Annotated in this window: 15 protein-coding genes; 7 read left to right on the top strand and 8 right to left on the bottom strand. The window is 74.4% G+C overall.

Annotated elements, in window-relative coordinates; genetic code table 11:
- Window positions 1-19: 19 nt before the first annotated feature.
- From ACMA1D_RS21345 to ACMA1D_RS21335, 3 genes are all read left to right on the top strand, one after another.
- Window positions 20-547 carry a hypothetical protein gene (locus ACMA1D_RS21345; protein WP_414725608.1) on the top strand — a complete coding sequence of 176 codons (528 nt, stop codon included), beginning with the start codon at window positions 20-22 and terminating at the stop codon, window positions 545-547.
- A 449-nt stretch (window positions 548-996) separates the two neighbouring features.
- Window positions 997-1,920 carry a futalosine hydrolase gene (gene mqnB, locus ACMA1D_RS21340; protein WP_414725607.1) on the top strand — a complete coding sequence of 308 codons (924 nt, stop codon included), beginning with the start codon at window positions 997-999 and terminating at the stop codon, window positions 1,918-1,920.
- A 25-nt stretch (window positions 1,921-1,945) separates the two neighbouring features.
- Window positions 1,946-2,839: a 1,4-dihydroxy-6-naphthoate synthase gene (locus ACMA1D_RS21335; RefSeq protein WP_414725606.1), complete on the top strand. Its 894-nt coding sequence runs from the start codon at window positions 1,946-1,948 to the stop codon at window positions 2,837-2,839.
- Between the two features lie 133 nt (window positions 2,840-2,972).
- Here ACMA1D_RS21335 and ACMA1D_RS21330 read toward each other — a convergent pair whose 3' ends face one another.
- The 3 genes from ACMA1D_RS21330 to ACMA1D_RS21320 all read right to left on the bottom strand — a co-directional run bounded on the left by ACMA1D_RS21330 (window position 2,973) and on the right by ACMA1D_RS21320 (window position 7,177).
- Window positions 2,973-5,381 (bottom strand): neutral/alkaline ceramidase, encoded by a 2,409-nt coding sequence (locus ACMA1D_RS21330; protein ID WP_414725605.1) that lies wholly within the window; start codon window positions 5,379-5,381, stop codon window positions 2,973-2,975.
- 307 nt (window positions 5,382-5,688) lie between these two features.
- Window positions 5,689-6,366, bottom strand: a complete 678-nt coding sequence (locus ACMA1D_RS21325) for a TetR/AcrR family transcriptional regulator (RefSeq protein ID WP_414725604.1) — start codon at window positions 6,364-6,366, stop codon at window positions 5,689-5,691.
- Window positions 6,367-6,793: 427 nt separating this feature from the next.
- Window positions 6,794-7,177: a cold-shock protein gene (locus tag ACMA1D_RS21320; protein ID WP_349994742.1), complete on the bottom strand. Its 384-nt coding sequence runs from the start codon at window positions 7,175-7,177 to the stop codon at window positions 6,794-6,796.
- Window positions 7,178-7,374: 197 nt separating this feature from the next.
- Here ACMA1D_RS21320 and ACMA1D_RS21315 point away from each other — a divergent pair, with 197 nt between their 5' ends.
- The gene (locus ACMA1D_RS21315) at window positions 7,375-7,611 is read left to right on the top strand and encodes a hypothetical protein (protein ID WP_414725603.1); all 237 of its coding nucleotides are present in this window, start codon (window positions 7,375-7,377) and stop codon (window positions 7,609-7,611) included.
- Between the two features lie 186 nt (window positions 7,612-7,797).
- On the opposite strand, the gene ACMA1D_RS21310 is transcribed toward ACMA1D_RS21315, so the two are convergent.
- The 3 genes from ACMA1D_RS21310 to ACMA1D_RS21300 form a co-directional block, all read right to left on the bottom strand.
- On the bottom strand, window positions 7,798-8,547 hold the full coding sequence (locus ACMA1D_RS21310) for an HAD family hydrolase (RefSeq protein ID WP_414725602.1): 750 nt from the start codon (window positions 8,545-8,547) through the stop codon (window positions 7,798-7,800).
- A 107-nt stretch (window positions 8,548-8,654) separates the two neighbouring features.
- Complete coding sequence (locus ACMA1D_RS21305; protein ID WP_414725601.1) at window positions 8,655-9,533, bottom strand: hypothetical protein; 879 nt, start codon at window positions 9,531-9,533, stop codon at window positions 8,655-8,657.
- Between the two features lie 219 nt (window positions 9,534-9,752).
- Window positions 9,753-11,246, bottom strand: a complete 1,494-nt coding sequence (locus ACMA1D_RS21300; RefSeq protein ID WP_414725600.1) for a hypothetical protein — start codon at window positions 11,244-11,246, stop codon at window positions 9,753-9,755.
- A 403-nt stretch (window positions 11,247-11,649) separates the two neighbouring features.
- On the opposite strand from ACMA1D_RS21300, the gene ACMA1D_RS21295 reads away from it, so the two are divergent.
- Window positions 11,650-14,802 (top strand): helicase-associated domain-containing protein, encoded by a 3,153-nt coding sequence (locus ACMA1D_RS21295; protein ID WP_414725599.1) that lies wholly within the window; start codon window positions 11,650-11,652, stop codon window positions 14,800-14,802.
- Between the two features lie 220 nt (window positions 14,803-15,022).
- Here ACMA1D_RS21295 and ACMA1D_RS21290 read toward each other — a convergent pair whose 3' ends face one another.
- Window positions 15,023-16,309: an AAA family ATPase gene (locus ACMA1D_RS21290; RefSeq protein WP_414725598.1), complete on the bottom strand. Its 1,287-nt coding sequence runs from the start codon at window positions 16,307-16,309 to the stop codon at window positions 15,023-15,025.
- Window positions 16,310-16,562: 253 nt separating this feature from the next.
- Between ACMA1D_RS21290 and ACMA1D_RS21285 the strand changes: the two genes are divergently transcribed.
- A complete protein-coding gene (locus ACMA1D_RS21285) occupies window positions 16,563-18,212 on the top strand; it encodes a DNA repair helicase XPB (protein ID WP_414725597.1) in 1,650 nt (549 codons plus the stop codon).
- A gap of 343 nt (window positions 18,213-18,555) precedes the next feature.
- Here ACMA1D_RS21285 and ACMA1D_RS21280 read toward each other — a convergent pair whose 3' ends face one another.
- Window positions 18,556-18,783: a hypothetical protein gene (locus tag ACMA1D_RS21280; protein WP_414725596.1), complete on the bottom strand. Its 228-nt coding sequence runs from the start codon at window positions 18,781-18,783 to the stop codon at window positions 18,556-18,558.
- 681 nt (window positions 18,784-19,464) lie between these two features.
- Here ACMA1D_RS21280 and ACMA1D_RS21275 point away from each other — a divergent pair.
- On the top strand, window positions 19,465-21,918 hold the full coding sequence (locus ACMA1D_RS21275) for a HelD family protein (protein ID WP_414725595.1): 2,454 nt from the start codon (window positions 19,465-19,467) through the stop codon (window positions 21,916-21,918).
- Window positions 21,919-21,959: the final 41 nt, after the last annotated feature.

Raw genomic sequence — 21,959 nt, 5'->3', positions numbered from 1 at the left:
GGCCCGATAGCCTGCCGGCATGACCACTGCCACGCGGCGGAGCCGCACTTCGATGTCGTCCTGGCGCAAGGGCCGCCGCGTCGCCGCCGCCGTCGGTGCCGTGTCCCTCGGGCTGATCACGCTGTCCGCCTGTGACAAGCCGACCCCGCTCGCCACCGTGACCGTCGGCACCAGCTCGGTGAACGCCGAGGCCACCAAGGGCTGCTACGGCGACGGCAAGGTGCTCAACGAGAAGAAGACCAAGGACTGCCTGTCGAAGAAGGCCGGCAAGTCGATCAAGGTCGCGCCGGGCGAGAAGGTCCGCATCGGCGTGGACCCGGAGATCGGCGAGTCGGGCTGGGTGCTGGTCTCGAACAACCCGCTCATGAAGGAACCGAGCAAGGACAACTACCGCAGCTTCGACGGCGACGCCCTCTTCGAGCAGAAGGACCCGCAGACGGGCCAGTCGTACGGCATGCGCGACAAGGTCACCATCGCCATCGTCGAGCTGAAGGGCAAGGACGGCCCGAAGGGCATGTGGCACTTCGAGCTCGTGCGCGAAAAGTGAGCTGACCCGGCTCCGGCCGGCCGCCCGCCGGGGTCGGCCGGCCCGGCACCACCGGGCGCCCGCGGCGCACGCTCCCCAAGCGGCGTACCACCCCGTACGCTCCCCGAGGAGACGTTCACCGGGCCCCGCCCGGGGGCACGCCCGCGCCCGGCCGCACGCCTCGCAGGGGCCGCCCGACCCGGCTGACCGGTCGGCCCGGCTGTTCCGGCTCGCCCGGTCAGCACGTCCCCGCACGACGGCGGCGCCCCGTACGGCACGACATCCCGTACGACGGCGACGCCGGGCACCACCCGCCACACCCGTACGGCCTGCAACGCCCGTACGGCCGCACCACCACCCACACTCCGCCGCACCGAGCGCCACGGGACCGCCCGAGGCCGTGGGCCGGCCCGCGTCGCGGGTCCCCCGGTCTCCCCGCGGCGCGGTGCACGACCGAGGGGCGTGAGCTCATGCGCGCGCTGATCGTTACCGCAGTTCCGGCCGAACGTGACGCGGTGGTGCGCGGCATCCGGGACGCCGGCGCCTTCGAGGGCGCCCGGCGTGCCCTGCCCGGCGCGCCCGGCTACGACCGGCACCGGCTGGCCCTGCCCGTCACCGGCACCGCCGACGCGCTGACCCTGGAGGCGCTGGACGTGGACGTGCTGGCGGCCGGCGTCGGCCCGGCCGCATCCGCCGCCGCCACCGGCAGCGCCCTGGCCACCGCGATCGCCGACGGCCTCCCGTACGACCTGGTCATCTCGGCCGGCATCGGCGGCGGCTTCCCGGCCGCCCGGCTCCGGGCCACCGGCGATACGGCCACGGCTGACGCTGCCGGTGGCGCGGGCGAGGGGGGCGGCGCGGGCTGGGCCGTGGTGGTGGCCGACGCCATCGTCGCCGCCGACCTGGGGGCCGAGACGCCCGACGGCTTCGCGTCCGTCACCGAACTCGGCTTCGGCACCGTCGAGCACCGGCCGCCGGCCGAGTGGGTGCGCGCCGCCGTCCTCGCCACCGGCGGACTGAGCGGCCCGGTGCTCACCGTCTCGACCGTGACCGGCTCCGCCACCCGGGCCGCCGAGCTGACCACCCGTCACCCGGGGGCGCTGGCCGAGGCGATGGAGGGGTTCGGCGTCGCGGAGGCCGCCGCCGGCTACCGGGTGCCGACCCTTGAGGTGCGCACCGTCTCCAACCCGGTCGGCCCGCGCGACCGCGCCGCCTGGCAGATCGGGGCCGCGCTCGACGCGCTGGCCGGCGCGTTCACGGCGCTCGCCCGGACGCTGCCGGGCACCGGGTGCCAGCCGAAGGCGGCGGCGCCGGAAGAAACGGCGGGGGCCGGGGGTTCGGACACAGCGGATACAGCAGATACAGCGGACACAGCAGATACATCGAATGCGTAGGGAAGCCCCGCGCGAGGAGAGACCCGTGACGACCGACAGCGCCGCGCGCCGCAGCGCCGAGACCGACGGCGGCCGACCGCTCCAGATCGCCTACTCGCCCTGCCCGAACGACACCTTCGTCTTCGACGCCTGGGCCCACGGCCGCGTCCCCGGGGCGCCCGCGCTCGACGTGACCTTCGCCGACATCGACCTCACCAACGGCATGGCCGAGCGCGGCGAGTTCGACGTGCTGAAGGTGTCGTACGCGGTGCTGCCGTGGGTGCTCGACCAGTACGCGCTGCTGCCCTGCGGTGGCGCGCTCGGCCGGGGCTGCGGGCCGCTGGTGCTGACGGCCGGGCCGGGGCGCGCCGCCGACCTGGCCGGCCGCACCGTCGCGGTGCCCAGCGAGCGGTCCACCGCCTACCTGCTGTTCCGGCTGTGGGCGGCGACCGAGGTGCCGGGCGGCGTGGGCGAGGTCAAGGTGCTGCCGTTCCACGAGATCATGCCGGCGGTGCGCAGCGGCGCGGTGGACGCGGGCCTGGTGATCCACGAGGCCAGGTTCACGTACCAGGAGTACGGGCTGCACTGCCTGGCCGACATGGGCGAGCACTGGGAGGCCACCACCGGGCTGCCCATCCCGCTCGGCGCGATCATCGCCCGCCGCTCGCTCGGCGCCGAGCGGCTGCGCGCGCTGGCCGCGGCGGCGCGCACCTCGGTGCGGATGGCCTGGGACGACCCGCTGGCCTCGCGCCCGTACGTGCTCGCGCACGCGCAGGAGATGGATCCGGCCGTCGCCGACCAGCACATCGGCCTGTACGTCAACGAGTTCACGGCCGACCTCGGCGAGGACGGCTACGCCGCGGTGCGCGGCCTGCTCACGCGCGCGGCGGCCGAGGGCCTGGTGCCGGCGCTGCCGCCGGGCGCGCTCGACTTCGTCTGAGCGGTGGGGCCGGGGGTGCGTGGACCGGCGGTCCGGCCCCGCCCCACGCACCGCCGGCCCGTAAGCCCCCGGGCCCCGGGCCGACAAGCCCGCGGCCCACGCCCCACCGCCCGCGACCCTCAGCCGTCGACCCTCAGCCGACCGTGAAGGTCCGCGACGTGCCGGTGAACGGGGTGAGTGTGCCGTCGAGTGAGCGCGCGTCGCCGTGGTGCACGATGCGGTACGTGCCGGGGGTCGCCTCGCGCGGCACGTCCCAGGTCACGGTGGCCGTGGAGACCGCGAGGTAGGCGCGCCGCCAGCGGTAGGTGGTGGACCAGTCGTCGTCGGTGGCCACCGTCCGCCAGCCGCCGGTGGCCTGCGGATCGCGCCGCTGGACTTCGAGGAAGGTGCCGCCGGCCCGTACGTCGTTGGCCGGGTGGCCGGTGTAGAAGGTGGCGGTGGCGCGCTCGCCGGGCCGGTAGCCGGCGGCCGGCTCCTCCCGTACGTCGCCGAACTCCCTGCCGAGCGGCGGCGCGTCCAGCACCGGGCCCGGGTTCAGGCTCAGTTGGCGGTCGCCGAGCCACGGCGGGCGGACCCGGCTCGGGGTCGGCTCGCCGGTCCGCAGCGCCCGGGCCAGTTGCGCGAACTCCTGCTGGTAGGCGGGGAGGGTGTACCGGCCGAAGTGGGTGGACGCGCCCTCGTAGTGCTGGGCGTCGTACTCCTGCGGTGTCGTCACGTACTGGCTGTACGCGTTCGCGTAGCCGGCGAAGACGGTGTGGCGGGAGGCGGCGCCGAGTTCGGCGGCGACCGTGTCGGTGACCCGGTGGCCGGCGGCGATGGTGAACTCGGCGGGCGCCGCGGTGAGCGTGAGCTGTCCGACGCGCACGATCTGTACGGGCAGCACCTGCGGGGTCCACGCCGGGTGTTGGGCGCCGGTGGCGAGGAAGACGGGCTTCGGCGCCTGGCAGCGGCGCACCGCCGCCGGGGCCGGGTTGAGCACCGCGCCCAACCCCACCACCAGCGGATTGGCCCGTAGCTCGCCCTCGTCGACGAGGTCGGGGCCCGGGCCGTCCTCGGCGCCGGCGGTGAACGCCTGGCCGAGCGCTGCCGGGCAGGTGCGGTGCGGCTGGCCGTCGGGCGTGTAGCGGCCGTCGACGTCGACGGCGGAGAAGTCGACGTAGCGCTGGCGGTGGTCGACGGGGCCGCGCAACTCCTCGGTGGCGCCGGCGAAGAGTTCCAGCGCCTTCGCGGCCTGCCGCTCGCCGATGATCCGGGTGTTCTCGAACTCGTCGTCAGTGGGGCCGTGCGCGCCGCCGTCACGCAGGTTGGGTGACATGTCGCCGGCGTTGGTCTGGGCGAAGGCGGCGACGAACCGGCCGCGCTCGCCCGGGCCGACGCCGAACGCGTCGTGCTCGACCCGGTAGCTTGCGTACCCCTTGTTGTCCGCGCTGATCAGCGTGTTCGTCGGGGTCATCGAGGTGGCGTGGGTGGGGAACCAGCTCAACATGCCCACCGGCCGGCCGCCCTGCTCGAAGCGGAGCACGGTCATCCGGGTGTCCACCTCGCCGGGGAAGCGGGCCCGCTCGGCGGCCGGGTTGCGGCGGAACGCCTCCGCCGACCGGTTGACGTTGGCGCCGTGCAGCTCCCCGGTGGCGATCTTCACGGTGCCCGGCGCGCGGTCGGCGTCGGCCGCGACGACGGCGGCCACGATCCCGGACACGATCGCCTCGTACGTCTTCTTCTGGTGGCCGAGCGTGGTGAGGTTGTAGAGCACGTCGTGGCCGTGGCCGCCGGGGCCGGCGTGGGTGTGGGTGGCCGTGAGGACCACATTGCTCTCGGTGTAGCGCGACCCGAGCCGGTCGCCGAGCCGGCGCAGCACCTCCTGGTGCACGCCCTGCATGATCATCCCGACGTCGGTGCTGACGAACACGGTGCGCCCGCCGCCGGGTTGCTCCAGCACGAAGGCGCGCGCCCACTGCCGGGTGTGGATGCCGGAGGTGCGCTGGTCGAGCCGCGCGTACCCCATCATGCCGACCTCCGCGGCCTCCCCCGTCACGTCCGCGATGCCGACGCCGACGCGGTAGCCGGCGGCGTCCGTGGTGCCTGCGGCGTGTGCGGCGTCCGCTCCGCCCGCTTTGGCCGCGGCATCCGCGGTCCCCACCTGCCGCGCCGGCCTGTGCCCGTCCCCGCCACCGCCCGCCGGATCGGCCGCCGCAGGGTCCGCCGCGGCGGGCCCGCCGATCAACGCGGCGGTCAGGGCGGTGGCCAGGGCGGCGGTGCGCAGGGTTCCGCGGATGCGTAAGGCGCGCGGACGCGCGGGGCGGCGCGGTACGAGGCGTACGAGCCGGCCGGCTGCCTCCGTGCGCCACAGCGCGCGGCGGTGTGGGGCGCGGTCGCGGGGCGGGGAGCCGGGGGTGGGGCCGAGGGTGGCGAGGTCGGGCCCGGCGGAGCCGGGAGTGGCGGGGGCGTCGCCGCGGGCACGGGGACCACCGGGATCACCAGGGCCGCCGGGTCCGGCAGGGCCGTCGGGGTCGGGCTGCGGGCAGGACGTGCGTGCGGACATACGCGGTGCCTGACTGTGAGGTGGGGCGGCCCCGGTACGGCCGGGAGGACGGTCCGGGCCGGCGTGTGCGGCTCAGAATGGGACCGTGGTTACTCCCGGGTCAATATGTCGGCGCGGAGAACCCGAAAGGACACTCAGGTTTCCGCCAGGCCCGTGCGGGGGCGACGGCTCCCGCGGCGGACCGCCCGCTCCGCCGCCCGGCGAGGCTGCCGCACCGGCCCGACTCGCCCCGCCCGTCCCCTGCCCTGCCACATAGCCCGTACCGCAGGCCCCGTACCGCCCGTCCCACAGCCGTACGGGCCGAGCCTCACGCGCCGCGTTCGAAGATGCCCTGGACGACGCGGCGGGCCTCGGCGAGTACGGCCGGGTCGCCCTGGTCGGGGTCGCGTTCGAAGGCCAGCTTGACCAGGGCGTCGCCGGCGGCGACCGCCGTCAGCAGGGCCGTGCGCAGCCGCTCGTCCACGGTCACGCCGAACCGTTCGCCGATCAGCTCGGCCAGTCGGTCGGCCACCACCTCGTCGTTGCGCCGCCCCTCGGCGAGCAGCCGGTCATCGGCCACGTCGCCGAAGAGGACCATGCGGAAGCCGACGTCGGCGCGCGACATCCGGACGTACTCGTCGAAACCGGCGGTCGCCGCCTCCGACCAGTGCCCGAACCGGGCGCCGGCCAGCAGCCGGTCGAGCCGGCCGAGGAAGGCGTCCAGGTTCCGCGCGGACGCGGCCCGGAAGACCGCCCGCCGGTCGGTGAAGAAGCCGTACAGCGTGGCCAGCCCGACGCCCGCGGCCTCGGCGATCCGGGTCGTGGTGGCCGCCGCGTACCCCTCGCGCACCACCAGCGCCACCGCGGCGTCCATGATCCGGTCCACCTTCTCGCGGCTGCGCCGCTGCCGCGGCTCACGGCGCAGCGCGCTCGGCGCGGGCGCACTCGGCGCGGGCACGGGCGCGGTCGGCGGGGCCGGGGCGGACTCCGCTGGCGATGCGTTCATCCACCCATCTAACCGAAGGGGCCGCTCCCTGGCGATGACACGGAAAGGCGGAACCGAGAAGGGCTGTCCGCATCGCCCGCCGGCCCGCGGCCGTCCCCCCACGGCGCACGCCCGACCGCCGGCGCACCCGGTGCGGGTCGGGGCCCGTACCCGGCCGGGGCACCCCGCACCAGGCCGGGCCCACCCCGTACCGGCCGGCACTCCCCGCACGGCACGACGCCCGCCCGCGGTGTGCGGACGGGCGAGTGAGCGAACGGGCGGGCCGGCTGCCGGCCGACCAACCGCGCCCCCGACGGCCGGCCCGGGCTCCGGTGCCGGCCACCGCGACGGTGCCGGTGGGTACGGCGCGGGCCCGGCGCGTGGGGTACGTCCGCCGGGCCCGGGTGGAGGCCGGCCGCTGGGGCGGGCCTCGAAGGCGCGCTCTTGGCTATACGTCGAGTTGGTCTGCGACCGCGCGCAACATGCCCGCGATCTTGTGGCCGTGGGCCTTGTCGGGGTAGCGGCCCCGTTCGAGCTGCTGGGTGACGTTCTCCAGCAGGGTGGTCAGGTCCTGGACGATGGAGGCCAGCTCGTCGGGCTTGCGCCGCTGCGCCGCCGCAACCGAGGGGGTCGGGTCCAGCAGTGTCACCGAAAGCGCCTGGTCACCGCGGTTTCCGGCGACGACCCCGAACTCCACGCGCTGGCCTGGCTTCAGTACGTCCACGCCATCTGGCAGTACCGACGAGTGGACGAAGACGTCACCGCCGTCGTCGCGGGAGAGAAAGCCGAAGCCCTTCTCGCTGTTGAACCATTTGACCTTGCCGGTAGGCACGTCTGTCCTCGTCCTCGTAACTCGTCGGGAAACAACGGAAAACAGCTCTGGATAGCACTACAGCGGGCCGCAGGACCCGCCGGCACCAAGGCTAATGGTCGGGAGCCCGGTGACAAGACGTACCCGGGTCGTTCGTGCTCAGTAATGACCGGCTGGGGTCTCGCCGTTGCAGGTAGGGGACGACCTACCCTGGTCCCGTGAGTAATGAAACTTCCCGCCCCGGGGATCTGCTGGTACGCATCGGAGCGATCGTCTTCCTGGTCGGCGCGGTGGGCACGCTGATCACGGTGACACCGCTGCTGCTCGGGCTCGACCGGCTACCGACGCCCGCCTACTTCGTGTCGATGCTGATGGGCGTGGGCTTCCTCATCGCCGGCGGCGGCCTGCTGACGTCGATCGCCGCGCAGCGGCGGCAGGCCAAGTCGGCCGCGTAACCCCGCCGCGCAGCGCAGCCGCCGCCCGACGACGGCGGCGGACGGCCGGGGCCGGGGCCTGGGGCCCGGACCGCCCGGAGAACGGCGAACCGGGCCGCCCGGCGCTTCTCGGCGCTCCGGTCGTCAGGCGATCCAGTCCGTCGGCGATCCCGCCCCGGCTCTCCGCACCCCCTGCGGAGCCTGCTATCAGCCCAGGTCAGCGACGTACGAACGCCACCAGGCAGGGAATTCCGTGAGGTCGGACAGGAGGACGTCGGCGCCGGCCGCGCGCAGGTCGTCCGCCGAGCAGGGGCCGGTGGCCACCGCCACCGCGAGCGCGCCCGCGGTGTGCGCGCCGCGCACGTCACCGACGTGGTCGCCGACGTACACGCTCGCCCCGTACTCGCGCAGCGCCTCGGCCTTCGCCTCCGCCCACAGCCAGCCGATGACCGCGTCCGGCTCGATGCCCAGGTGCGCCAGGTGCAGCTTGGCGTTGGGCTCGTGCTTTGCGGTGACGACGATCGCCCGGCCGCGGGGCGTGCCGGGCGCCGGGGTGCCCGGGCCGCCCGAGGTGCCGTATGCGCGGACCGCGGCGATCGCCTCCCGCGCGCCGGGCAGCGCCGGCGTCGGGGCGATGGCGTACTCCGGGTACAGCGCCCGGTAGCGGTCGGCGACCGGCTGGATCTGGTCGTCGGGGAACCAGTGGGCCAGCTCCTGCTCCAGCGGCGGCCCGAGCCGGGTGATGGCCAGGTCGGCGTCGATGTGGGTGCCGGTCTCCGCGGCCAGCTCCAGGTAGGCGGCCTTGATGCCGGGCCGCGAGTCGATCAGCGTCATATCGAGGTCGAATCCGACGGTCAGGGCCTGGTTCGAGCCGTCGGTGCCGGGCCGGGCCTGGGGCTGCGGGGCCTGCGACGGGCGCGGGGCGGCAGGTGCGGGCTGCTGCGGATGCGAAGACATGGTCGATATTCTGCCGGGCCGCTCCGCGGCGTCTTGGCCTGGCCTCCGCGACCGTCCCGCGTGCGGGTTCGCGTGCGCAGGTGACGTGCGGGCCGCGGCACGGGCGGTCAGCCGCCGGGCGTTACGAGCCGTACGAGCTCTTCGGCGGGGATCGCCCACAGGCCGTCGAAGGTGCCGACCAGCAGGGTGCCGTTCGGGGTGAGGAGGAGGTCGGTGAGCTGCCGCGGATTCGGCACCTCGAAGGTGGCGGCCCGCGGCCCGGGCCGATCGACGTACCAGAGTCCGAGCCCGTCGGTCCCGTCGGTCTCCGCGATGGCCACGGGCCGCCCGTTGATGGCGCCCACGGCGATCAGACCCTTGGCGTCGTCCAGTTCGACCTTCAGCTCCAGTGCGGGGAGTTCGAAGAGTCCTGAGGGATAGCCGGTGGTCGCCAGGAACGGCGTCCCGTCGATCACGGCCGTGGTGAAGGTGTCCCCGGAGCCGGACAGTTCCAGCTCGCCGTACGGGGTGCCGTCCGAAAGCCGGTAGACACGCGCCACCCTGACCTCCGAGACGTCGATGCCTTCGATGACTCTGTTCTCGGCAGGAACGATCAGGAAGTCGTCTCCGACGACGCGGACACGCGATTCGTTGAGGGCGTAGGTGGGGTCAGGGGCGTCGCCCAGCGGCAGCGGCCGGCCGGTGTGCAGGTCGTACGCCTGCCACTGCCAGCAAGGAGGATCGACCGCGCCGTGCAGAAAGAGCACGGTCACGCCATCGACCGTGTGCGTCTCGGCTGCCGCGATCTCATCGAAGGGGAGGCTACAGGCGACCTCGCTGAGCAAGGTTCCCCGCCGGGGGTCCCACCGGCGGATGCGGTCGGGGGCAATGTCGACGGCGGCGGGGCCGTCCGGCGTCTCCACCAGGCAGCCGAAACCGCTCAGCCCGTCGGACAGTTTGATCTCTGGACCGACGGCAGCGAGGGTCCGGGCGTCGAACAGGCGCATGGCCGCAGTGCCGGGCGTCCCAGCCTCCCGGACGGCGAGCACAAAGTCTCCCGAGGCATCCAAGGAAAGGCGACCTACAAAACCCGCCCCCCATACAAGTTCAGCCATAAATCGAGCGTAACTGCCTTCATTCACAAGGTAGTTGAATTATCGGCGAGCCCCTCCCGCCAACGTCCTGCCCCGCCCGGGCCCCCACACCCCCGCACCCCGCCCGCAGTGCTATCCCTGCCGCCGCTTCCGCTGCACGCGCCACACCAGGTACAGCGCCGAGCCGATCGCCGCGCTGCGGATGACGGACGGGGCCGTGTCGGCGAGGGCGTCGCTCATGCCGTCCTCGGGGATCGCCGCACCCCACCGCTCCTCGAACCGGCCCCACAGCCAGACCAGACCACCGAAGACGGCGAGGCTGGGCACGCCCATGGTGGCGAAGTTGGTCTCGCCGCGGCTGAGGCTGCGGGCGTTGTACGCGAGGACGTAGCCCATGCCGAGCGCGAGCCAACTGCCGAACGCCGCGCCCCCGACCAGGAACAGTGCGGCCAGCACCGCGAGCCAGGCGATGGAGCCGCCCCCGCCGCCCTCACCCGACCCGCCGTCTCCGCCGCCGCGCCGCAGCACCCGGCGCAGTACCCGGCGCGGCAGCCCGCCCCGCCGGCCGGTCTTCCCCGCCCCGGCGGCCTCGCCCCCGACGGCGGGGCCGTCCGCTCCGGCCGGGGCCTGTTCGACCGGTTTGGCGTCGGGGTCGGCCGGCGGCTTGAGCAGTTCGGGCAGTTCGATCCCGCCCACGAAGCCGTCCACGAAGCCGGGCCCCTGCCCCTGCGGCGCGAAGACCCCGCCGTCGAACGGGTTGACCTCCATCGGCCCCTGTTCGGTCCGCCACCAGTCCGGGTTGGACTCGCGCGGCCCGAGTTCGTCCTCGCCCGCGAGGTGCGGCGGCGCGGCGGCCCCGGGCGGCCTGAAGTGCCGGGGCGCGGGCACGAACGGCGGCGCCGGCGCGAACCCGAGCGGCCCCGCGTCCCCCGCTGCCGGCTCGCCCCTGCCGTCGCTCTCGTCTTTGTGCAGCCGGGGCCCGGGCGGCTGGGCCGGTGGCGGGGGCGGCGGTGCGGTGGGCGGTGCGGTGGGCGGCTGCGCCGGCCGGGTGGGGGTCTCGGGCCGGGCGGCGCGTGCGCTCCGGTCGCCCGGCCTCTCGTCCCGCCCCCGGGTGGTCGGCTTGTTGCTGAACCCGCTGGTCAGATTGGCCGTCAGGGCGCTGAGGTCGGTGAGCCTCGACAGTTTTTCGCGGGCGGCGCGGGTGGCCTGGTCGGCGGCGGAGAAGATGCCGCTGCGGTCGGCCGCGTCGGCGCCCCGGGCCCCGTCGCGCCCGCTGCCGGAGCGGCCGGCGTCACCGGGGCCGCCGGCCGACCCGCCGGCGGCATCGGCCGCGGCCCGCGACCCGGGCCCCGGCTCGATGTGCGTCGGCTCGATCGGTACCGGCGCACCGGGCGGCCGGCCCCCGGCGGCGGTCACCACCTCGGCCGGCGTACCGATCTTGGCCAGCAGTTTCTTCACCGCGGCCGGGCTGTCGCCGCCCGGCGCCGCGGCCCGCCGCCGATCGATCTCGGCCCGCAGCTCGGAGACCAGCCGCACCCGGTCCCCGGACAGCAGGCCCTGCCGCTGGGCGAGGTCTCCGACCTTGCCCAGATAGTCATAAACGAGCTGATCGCTCTCGATCCCCACCAAAACCCCTGCGAATCCGCAACGTTGGCGCCCCGAACCGTTCCGACGTTACCGTTTCGCCCGCGAGCAGGGACGTTGACGCCACGGGCGGCCGGAGTTGTTCGTACCGGCGGGCCGCCCGACGACCGTACGGAGCGGGCCCGACGCGGACCGACCCAACGCGGACCGGCCGGACCGAGGCGGCCGGACCGGGGCGGGTTGCGAGCGGGCGTGGTGGGCGATCCGGGCGGCGCGGCTCGCGACCCGGCGGGCGTCGCGGGCGATCGGCTCAGTTCGATGCGGCTCGGAACCGGACCGGACCCGGGCCCCTACGACTACGACGTCGCCAACGCGCGGTGAAGCGCCGATCAAGCCGACGCGCGACACATGGGGCTGGCGGCGGGCAGCCGGTACCGTGGGCCGAATGACCACCTCGCGGGATCGAGCAGGGCACAGGGCCCGGGAGACCGGGCGGCGCGAAGGCGGGGGCCGCGGGGCGCCTCGTACGCTCGCCGAAGAGTTGCGGGGGCGGCCCGACGGGGCGCTTGCGCATCTGTTGCGCGCCCGGCCCGACCTGCTCAATCCGGTACCGGGCGACCTCACCCAACTGGCCACCAGGGCCGGCACCCGGGCCTCCGTCGTACGGGCCGTCGAGCGGCTCGACCGGTTCGCGCTCCAGACCGCCGAGGCGCTGGCGGTGGCACCCGATCCGTGCCCGTACGACACGCTCCTCGCCCTGATGACGGGCGATGCGGTGGTGGCGGATGAGGCGGCGGTGGCGGGTGACGCGGCGGCGGCCGGTGCGGCGGCGGCCGGCGGCGGTGAGGCCGGTGGGACTGGCAGGACCGGCGGGGCTGCCAGTGCGGGCGGCGCGGGCGGGGCCGCCGGCGCACGCGAGCCCGGCGGAAGGTCTGCTTCCGTCGCCGACGAGGCGGGCGGAGGGCCCGCCCTCGCGGCCGACGGGCCCGGGGCCGTACCCACGAGCGCCCCGCGGGCCAGCGCCGACGACGTACGGACGGCGCTCCCCCACGCCGTGGCGACGCTGCGCAGGCAGGCGCTCGTATGGGGCGGTGACGAGCGGCTGCGGCTCGTCAGGACCGCCCGCGAACTGCTCGCCCCGGCCCCCACCCGCCCCTCGCCCACCGGCCTCGGCCCGACCGTCGCGGAGGCGACCGCGGGCATGTCGCCCGGGCGGTTGCAGGAGATCATCGCCACCGCCGGGCTGCCCGCCACGCCCGATCCCGTGACCGCGGTGGCCGCGCTGTCCGGCCTGTTCGCCGACCGGGCCAGGATGTCCGACCTCCTCGACCAGGCGCCGCCCGCGGCGCTCGGCGCCCTGCGGAAGCTGATGTGGGGGCCGCCGTACGGGGCGGTCTCGGCCGCGACCGCGGACGCGTCCGCGACCACGGCGGACGGGGCCGGCGGTACGGGCAGTGGTACGGGCGCGGCCGGCGATGCCAGCGGGACCGGCGGGACGGCGGACGCGCACGCCGCCGACGCCGCGCGGGGCAGTCGGGACGACCGGGAGGCCCGGGACGGCGGCGGGCCCGCCCCACACCTGCACTGGCTGTTGGCGCGCGGGCTGCTGCTGCCGGCGGGGCCGCGCAACGTCGTCCTCCCGCGCGAGGTCGCACTCCATCTGCGCGGCGGCCGGGCGCACCGCGTGGTGGAGCCGACGCCGCCCCCGCTCGCGCCGCTGACCGAACGTCGTCCACAGGTTGTGGACAACGCGGCGGCCGGGCAGGCGTACACCGCCCTGGCCACCGTGGAAGAGCTGCTCGCGCAGTGGCAGAGCGGCGGTCCCGCCGTGCTGCGCGCCGGCGGGCTGAGCGTGCGCGACCTCAAGCGGACCGCCGTCGCGCTCGACGTCCCGGAGCCGATGGCCGCGTTCTGGATCGAGCTGGCGTACGCGGCCGGGCTGCTGGCGTCCGACGGGGAGGCGGACGAGCGGTTCGCGCCGACGCCCGCGTACGACGAGTGGCTGCGGCTGCCCGCCGAACAGCGCTGGGTCAGGCTGGCCGCGGCCTGGTGGCCGGCGACGCGCACCGCGGGCCTGGTCGGCGGCCGGGACGGCAAGGGCCGCACGCTCGCCGCCCTCGGCCCCGACCTGGACCGCGGCGCCGCGCCCGAGGTCCGCCGCCGGGTGCTCGCACTGCTCGCCTCCGTACCCGCCGGCTCCGCCGTACCCGCCGAAGCCCTGCTGGCCAGGCTCGCGTGGGAACGGCCGCTGCGGGGCGCGGCCGGCACCGACGCCACCGGCGACGACCTGCGCACCCGCCTCGCCCGCTGGACCCTGACCGAGGCGGAGGCGCTGGGCATCACCGGCCGGGGCGCACTCTCCGCCCCGGGCCGCGCCCTCATCGACGCGAGCGCCGCCGCGACCACCCGTACGACCGGGAAGGGGGCCGGGGCCGAGGCGAGCGCCGGAGCGGGAGCGGGGCCCGGGGCGGGAGCCGGGCCCGGGACGGGAACGGCGGCCGACCCTGGAACGGCCGCCGGGACCACAGCCCCCACTGACCCGACTGGCTCCACTGATTCCACGGACTCCGCCGACCTCGCCACCCCCGCCCCGACCGCCGCCGAACTCGCCGCGGCGGGGGCGGTGGCCGCCCGGCTACTCGCGCCGCTGCTGCCACAGCCGCTGGACCACGTACTGCTCCAGGCCGACCTGACCGCCGTCGCCCCGGGACCGCTCGAACGCCACCTCGCCGAGGTGCTTGCCGTACTCGCCGACGTCGAGTCGAAGGGCGGCGCGACCGTCTACCGCTTCACGCCGGCCTCCGTCCGCCGCGCCCTCGACTCCGGCCACGCCGCCGCCGACCTGCACGCCTTCCTCGCCGCCCACGCGCGTACGCCGGTGCCGCAGCCGCTGGCGTACCTGATCGACGACGTGGCGCGGCGCCACGGGCAACTGCGGGTCGGCGCGGCGTCGGCGTACCTGCGCTGCGACGACGACGCCCTGCTGGCCGAGATCCTGGCCGACCGGCGCTCCGCCGGCCTGCGACTGCGCCGGCTCGCGCCCACCGTGCTGGCCGCCCAGGCCGAACCCACGGCGCTGCTGGAACGGCTGCGCGAGATGGGGTACGCGCCGGCGGCGGAGTCCGCCGAGGGCGACGTGCTGGTCACCCGCGCCGACGCGTACCGCACCCCACAACGCACCGCGCCCGCCCCCGTACCCGACGGCCCGCCGGTGCCCGACGGCACCCTGTTGCAGGCGGCGGTACGCGCCATCCGCGCCGGCGACCTAGCCGCAACAGCAGCCCACAAACCACCCCACCCCAGCGCCCCCCAACCCCCCACGACCACAACCACCACCCAGCCACCCACCACCCCAGGCCAACTCCCCCGCACCACATCGGCGGAGACCCTGGCCACCATGCAGGCCGCGGCCCTCACCGGCTCCGCAGTCTGGATCGGCTACGTCAACGCGGACGGCGCAGCGAGCCAGCGAGTGATCGCCCCGGTCCGCGTAGAAGGCGGCTTCGTCACGGGCTACGACCACACGGCGGACGAGGTCCGCACGTACCCACTCCACCGGATCACGGGGGTGGCGGAATTGGCGGATGAGGCGTTGTGAGGGGGGTGGGGGCGAGGCCTGGGAATCCGGCGGGACGCCCCGCCCTGCTGTCCCTACCAGCCGGCACGGACGAACCAACCCACGTTCCACTCGACTGACCGACGGTCAGCCCCTTGAAATACTGGTCCTCAGTACGTTCGCCCTCGCAGTAGATCAGGAACCTGCGCTGCTCCGAACGCGAACTGCCGGCTCGCCGCAACGGCTTCGTGCGATGCCCCACCTACGCACCTCCGACTGCCTCGGAAATCTCACGCAACACATCGTCATCCAAATACGGGACCGCCCCGTAGCGTCCGGTGAGATACCTCTTCTCCCGGTTCTCCTCGGCATCGCGCACGTGGAACTCCGTCAGCGGGAAGAGCCGGGTCGCCAAGGTGTCGAGGTCCTTCTCCGTGAACCACACCTGGTCCCGGTAGAGCTCCGATCGCACGTTCCTCCCCAACAGGGAAGCCTCATGGGTGCTGAAGACCAACTGCGCGCCCTTGCGGTTGAGCTCGGGCGACTGGAACATCCCGACGACGGCATCGACCAAGTACGGGTGCAGCCGAGCATCGAGTTCGTCCACGCAGAGCACCGAGCCCTGGTCGAGCGTGGCGAGCACGGGCCCCAAGAGTCCGATCCACGTACGCGTGCCACTGGACTCCTCCGCGAGGTCCAGCGGGAAGATCCCCTCAGAGGTGCGATGCTCCACCTGCACGGAATGAAGGTCGTTCGCCTGGACCCGCACCCGCTCCCCCAGTGCTTCCTTCATCACCTGCATAAGCCGTCGGTATTCGTCCATCACCGCCTCGTCCGGGTCCTCGACCTTCAACCCGGAAACCCCCAGATCCGCGAAGTGGAGCAGCCTCAATACGGGCGCCGGTTGGCCCTGCTCAAGATCCCCGCGCAGAAGCTCGACCGTGTGGGCCAGACGGTGACTGAAGTTCCCGTCGGTGGCAAGACGCAGGCCGGACTGAAACCACCGGTACACCGCACCGAGCTGCGAATGCCCCTGCGCTGCCGCGACGGACAGATAGAGACTGTTCGGGCGGAGCAATTCAGAAATAATCTTCTTTCGGCCCGTCAGAGAGCGGCCGAACACCACCGTGGCATCCGCCTTGCGCTCGTACAGCCGACTGGCCCTGCGCTCCGGGTAGTAATAGAGCCACTCCTCCGTGACCTTGTCGTCGTCAACGGAGAACCCGAATTCGTGGCGCACTCCGTTCAACGCGAAGTCCACGGTGAACGACGTCGGCCAGGACGCCGCGTCCCGACGGAGCGAGAAGGGGCGGCGCGGGACGCCGCCGGCCGGATCCCAGTTCCGGAAGGAGGAGAGGACCGCTTGGCGCATCCAGCCGATCGCGTCGATCACGTTCGACTTGCCGGATGCATTCGTCCCGTAGATCGCGGCCACGGGTACGACTCGGTGGCCGCCGCTTGCGAGCTCCCGCTCCGCCCGGCCCGGGTGGCTGTCGGAGGCGACCAAGGACAGTTCCTGCTCATCACGAAGAGAGGCGTGGTTGGTCACCTGGAACCGGAGTAGCACGGTAACCCCCTCAAGCATTTACAGATGTCGCTGAACAGCTCTCTGGAGCAGAATCCGACGATACAAGCCTCTAGACGCAATCACTAGACCATTCACTCTGACGTGGGCACAGCGGCCGTGCCACCTCTCCAAGGTCCCGTAGCAGTTCCTCGCCTCCGCCTCCGCCACATGCGGCAAACTGGAGGTTTGGCCGTCCATAACCGGGCGGGTCACTCTGCCGGAAGGACTCACCCACGTGAACGGACCCCTCATCGTCCAGAGCGACAAGACACTCCTCCTGGAGGTGGACCACGACCAGGCGGACGCCTGTCGGCGGGCCATCGCGCCGTTCGCTGAGTTGGAGCGGGCGCCGGAGCACATGCACACCTACCGGGTGACGCCGCTCGGGCTGTGGAACGCCCGGGCGGCCGGGCACGACGCCGAGCAGGTCGTGGACGCGCTCGTCGAGTACTCCCGGTACCCGGTCCCGCACGCCCTGCTGGTCGACGTCGCCGAGACGATGGCCCGGTACGGGCGGCTGCGACTGCTCAAGCACCCCACGCACGGGCTCGTCCTGGAGAGCAGCGACCGGCCAGTGCTCGAAGAGGTGTTGCGGTCGAAGAAGGTGCAGCCCCTGGTCGGTGCGCGGATCGACGCGGACACCGTGGCCGTGCACCCCTCCGAGCGCGGGCAGATCAAGCAGACCCTGCTCAAGCTGGGCTGGCCGGCCGAGGACCTGGCCGGGTACGTGGACGGCGAGGCGCACCGGATCGACCTGGACGAGCAGGGCTGGGCGCTGCGCCCGTACCAGCAGCAGGCCGTCGAGGGGTTCTGGCACGGCGGCTCCGGCGTGGTCGTGCTGCCGTGCGGCGCGGGCAAGACGCTGGTGGGCGCGGGCGCGATGGCCCAGGCCAAGGCGACCACGCTGATCCTGGTCACCAACACCGTCTCGGCCCGGCAGTGGAAGCACGAGCTGGTCAAGCGCACCTCGCTGACCGAGGAGGAGATCGGCGAGTACAGCGGTACGAAGAAGGAGATCCGGCCGGTCACCATCGCCACCTACCAGGTGCTGACGACCCGGCGGAAGGGCGTCTACCCGCACCTGGAGCTGTTCGACTCGCGGGACTGGGGCCTGATCGTCTACGACGAGGTGCACCTGCTGCCCGCGCCGGTCTTCAAGTTCACCGCCGACCTCCAGGCCCGGCGCCGGCTCGGCCTGACGGCCACGCTCGTACGGGAGGACGGCCGTGAGTCGGACGTGTTCTCGCTGATCGGCCCGAAGCGGTTCGACGCGCCGTGGAAGGAGATCGAGGCGCAGGGGTACATCGCGCCGGCCGACTGCGTCGAGGTGCGGGTCAACCTGACCGACAGCGAACGGCTGACGTACGCGACCGCCGAGGCCGAGGAGAAGTACCGCTACTGCGCCACCACCGACTCCAAGCGGCGCGTCACCGAGGCGCTGGTCAAGCGCCATCAGGGCGAGCAGACGCTGGTCATCGGGCAGTACATCGACCAGCTCGACGAACTCGGCGAGCACCTCGGCGCCCCGGTCATCAAGGGCGAGACGACCAACGCCCAGCGGGAACGCCTCTTCGACGCCTTCCGCGCCGGCGAGCTCTCCGTGCTCGTCGTCTCCAAGGTCGCCAACTTCTCCATCGACCTGCCCGAGGCGACCGTGGCCATCCAGGTCTCCGGCACCTTCGGCTCCCGCCAGGAGGAGGCCCAGCGACTCGGCCGGGTACTGCGCCCCAAGGCGGACGGGCACGAGGCCAGGTTCTACTCGGTCGTCGCCCGCGACACCATCGACCAGGACTTCGCCGCCCACCGCCAACGCTTCCTGGCCGAGCAGGGCTACGCCTACCGGATCGTCGACGCGAGCGACCTCCTCGCGGACGAGGACGTCTGAGGGCACTGCCCCGGGGACACGCGCCTGGGGATGCCTGGGAATGCTCGGGGACGTCTGACGACGCCTGGGGGCGCGGGTCGTGCGAGGGATCGGAGCGTACGGGGATCGGGCCGTACGGGATGGGGTCGCATGAGGCCGGGGCGTACGGGCCGGAGCAGGTGCGGGCGGGTCGCGGGCGTGCGGGCGGGACGGTCTCGGGTGTGTGGGGCGTCACCCACAGTGGCGGGTTCGGGCGGATGGGGCGGTGGCGGGGCGGTCCTGGCGGGCTGGGTCACGGCCTGACGGGCTGGGTCACGGGGCCGGACGGAAGGGGCCGCGCGCCGTTGGCGCGGCTCGGGCGCTGCTACCTGCGGCGGACGCCCGCGTCCTCGTAGTCACCGAGCACGGCGACGCTGAAGGCGGTGGAGGCGAAGACCTTCACGGCACGGAACGCGGTCCCGAGCGGGCGGCGGGCGCGCGGCGTGGAGGCGGTCGCGCAGTGTGCGGCCGGCTGCGCTGCGGACCCGGGGGAGGTGCCGAAGCTGCTGGTCGTGAGGGCGGTCGGGCTGGCGGTGACGGTCGCGGTGGTCATGTGTTCCATCGTCGTCCCCGCACCCGGCCCGGGCATCGGCCGCGCGGCGTAAATGACGGTCGGCGCCCCTCCGCCCCCAGGCCCATGGCGTCCCCTACGGGAGGCGGAGCGCGACCCTGAGACCCCCTACCCCCGGGAGGAGCCGCCCCTGAGCCAACCCTGATCTCTACCCCGAGGCGGAACCATCCCGTCCCCGTCGCCGCCGGACCGGCCCCGCACCCGGGCCCACTCCGGGCCCACCGGCGGTCACGCAGCGCGACGCCCCCACGTCACCCCACACCCCCGCGCGGCGCCGTCCCGTACCGCCCGGGCATCGCGCCTGAACCCCTGCGCATCGCGCCCGTACCGGCCCCGTCGGCTCCCACCCGCGCCGCCGGCCACCCGCCCCCCGTACGGTCCACGCACCCCGCCCGCGCCCCCGACGTCCCGCGGCCCGTCCCCGCGAGGGGATATTCGCTCGCGCCCAGCCGCCCCCGTGGTTAAACTCTCGCTCTTCCCCGGGGCGACCGGGGCTTCCCGCCTCCCTCTCCGCAAGGGAGCGCTGCCGACCGGACGGAAACCGGTCGGTCAACCGCTCACAGCCGCGCGTAGGTGTCGACCACCGACGTGCGCCCACGCGCGCCGTCGGGCGGTTCGTCCACCCCGCTCCGTCCACCCCGCTCCACCGCCGGAGGCAACACCGTGCCCTCGCACGCCAAGGAACCGTCCGCAGCCCACCGCCCCACCGCCGATGTACCCGCCCCACCCGCCCCGGCGGTGGACGGCCCCCGCGGCGCTGGCGGTCCCAACGACGCAGCCAGCGCCGACGGCGCCGACGGCGCAGACGACGGCGGGCCGCTCGGTCGGGAGCGGGCGCACCTGGCCGCGTCCCGGGCCGCGTTGCGCGCCATGCGGGTGGACGTGGAGTCGCTGGACACCAGCGACACGGCAGGCAACTGGGTGAGCGCGGAGTCCCTGCGGCGCACCATCGACGACCGGATCAAGGCGCTCGCCGACCTCTCCGACACTCCGCTGTTCTTCGGCCGCCTCACCTACGGGCACGCCCACCACACCACCGAGGCGCCCGCCGCCACCCCGGCCGCGGCGGGACCGCCCCCGGACCAGCCGGCCGCCGGCAGCACCGCGGACGAGGTCGGCGACCAGTTCTACATCGGCCGCCGACACGTCCACGACGCGGGCGGCGAACCCATGGTCATCGACTGGCGCGCGCCCATCTCGCAACCCTTCTACCAGGCGTCCCCGAAGCAGCCGATGGACGTCGTACTGCGGCGCCGGTTCGGCTACACCGGCGGCGAGTTGACCGCGTACGAGGACGAGCCGCTGAGCGGCCCCGGCGCGGACGGCGGCGAGCAGACCAGCCGGCTCCTCCAGACGGAGATCGAACGCCCGCGCGTCGGCCCGATGCGCGACATCGTGGCGACGATCCAGCCGGAACAGGACGAGATCGTGCGCGCCGGCATCGGCGGCACGGTGTGCGTCCAGGGCGCGCCCGGCACCGGGAAGACCGCGGTGGGCCTGCACCGGGTGGCGTACCTGCTGTACGCGCACCGCGAGCGGCTGGCCCGCACCGGCACCCTGGTCATCGGCCCCAACGAGTCCTTCCTCAGCTACATCGAGCAGGTGCTGCCCGCGCTGGGCGAACTCCAGGTCAAGCAGGCGACGGTGGCGGGCCTGGTGGCCCACGTGGAGGTGCGCGGCACCGACGGTGCGGACCGGGCCCGGATCAAGGGCGACGCGCGGATGGCCGAGGTGCTGCGGCGCGCGCTGCGCTCGGGGGTGCGGATGCCGCAGGAGCCGGTGGTCGTGGTGCGCGGCTCGCGGCGCTGGCGGGTGCCGGCGTACGAAGTGGAGGAGATCGTCAGGGAGTTGCTGGCCCGTGACATCAGGTACGGGGCGGCCAGGGCGGCGCTGCCGCAGCGCATCGCGCACGCGGTGCTGGTGCGGATGGAACAGGCCGGGGAGGCGCCGGACGACCGGGTGCAGGACGCGGTGGCCCGCAACGCGGCGGTCAAGGCGGCGGTCAAGGAGATCTGGCCGCCGGTCGACCCGGTGAAGCTGGTGCTGCGGCTGCTGTCGGACGCCGAGGCGCTCGCCGAGCACGCGGAAGGCATCCTCAGCGAGGCCGAACAGCGCACCCTGCTGTGGGAGAAGCCGGCGCGCGGCCCGAAGTCGGCCAAGTGGTCGGCGGCGGACGCGGTGCTCATCGACGAGGCGGCCGACCTGATCGAACGCACCCCCTCGCTCGGGCACGTGGTCCTGGACGAGGCGCAGGACCTGTCGCCGATGCAGTACCGGGCGGTGGGCCGGCGCTGCACGACCGGCTCGGCGACCATCCTCGGCGACATCGCGCAGGGCACCACGCCGTGGGCGACCGGAAGTTGGGCCGAGGCCCTGCACCACCTGGGCAAGCCGGAGGCGCGGGTGGAGGAGCTGACCCGCGGCTTCCGCGTACCGCGCGAGGTCATCGCGTACGCCTCCCGGCTACTCCCCTCCATCGCCCCCGACCTGGCGGAAGCGACGTCGGTCCGGGAGTCGCCGGGCTCGTTGGAGTTCCGGCGGGTGCGTGTGGCCGGGGCTGCGGAGGAGGGTGCCGGGGCCGAGGAGGGTACGGGTGGTGGGGACTCGGACAGCGGGTCCGCGGCCCTGGACGCGGAGGTGGTGGCGGCCTGCCGGGACGCGCTCACCCAGGAGGGCTCCATCGGCCTGATCGCCGCGGACGCCCGCATCCCCGCCCTGGCCACCGCCCTGACCGCGGCCGGCCTCAGCCACCTCGCCCCCGGCGACGAGACCACCGCCGCATCGCGCCTGACCCTGGTCCCGGCCTCGCTGGCCAAGGGCCTTGAGTACGACTACGTGGTCCTGGACGAACCGGCCGCGGTGGTGGCGGGCGAACCACTGCTGACCGGCCCCACGGTCCAGCCGCCCACGACATCCGCCGACGAGACCGCGCACGGGACCACCACCGCGACCACCCCGACCACGACCGAGCACCCCCCACAGATCCCCGCCCACCGCACGGGCCTGCGCCGCCTCTACGTCGCCCTCACCCGAGCCGTCTCGGGCCTGACCATCGTCCACGCCCAGCCCCTACCGGCGGAACTCGCGGGGAGGGCGGGGGGTTGGGAGGGGAGTTAGGGCGGTGCGGGGCGGTGGTGGTGCAGGGGGTGGCTCCGCGG

It is taken from the genome of Streptomyces sp. 796.1 (genome assembly GCF_047525675.1).
Classification (GTDB): Bacteria; Actinomycetota; Actinomycetes; order Streptomycetales; family Streptomycetaceae; genus Streptomyces.
Note: the sequence above shows the minus strand (reverse complement) of the source record. Positions and strands in the feature narration are given on the sequence as shown.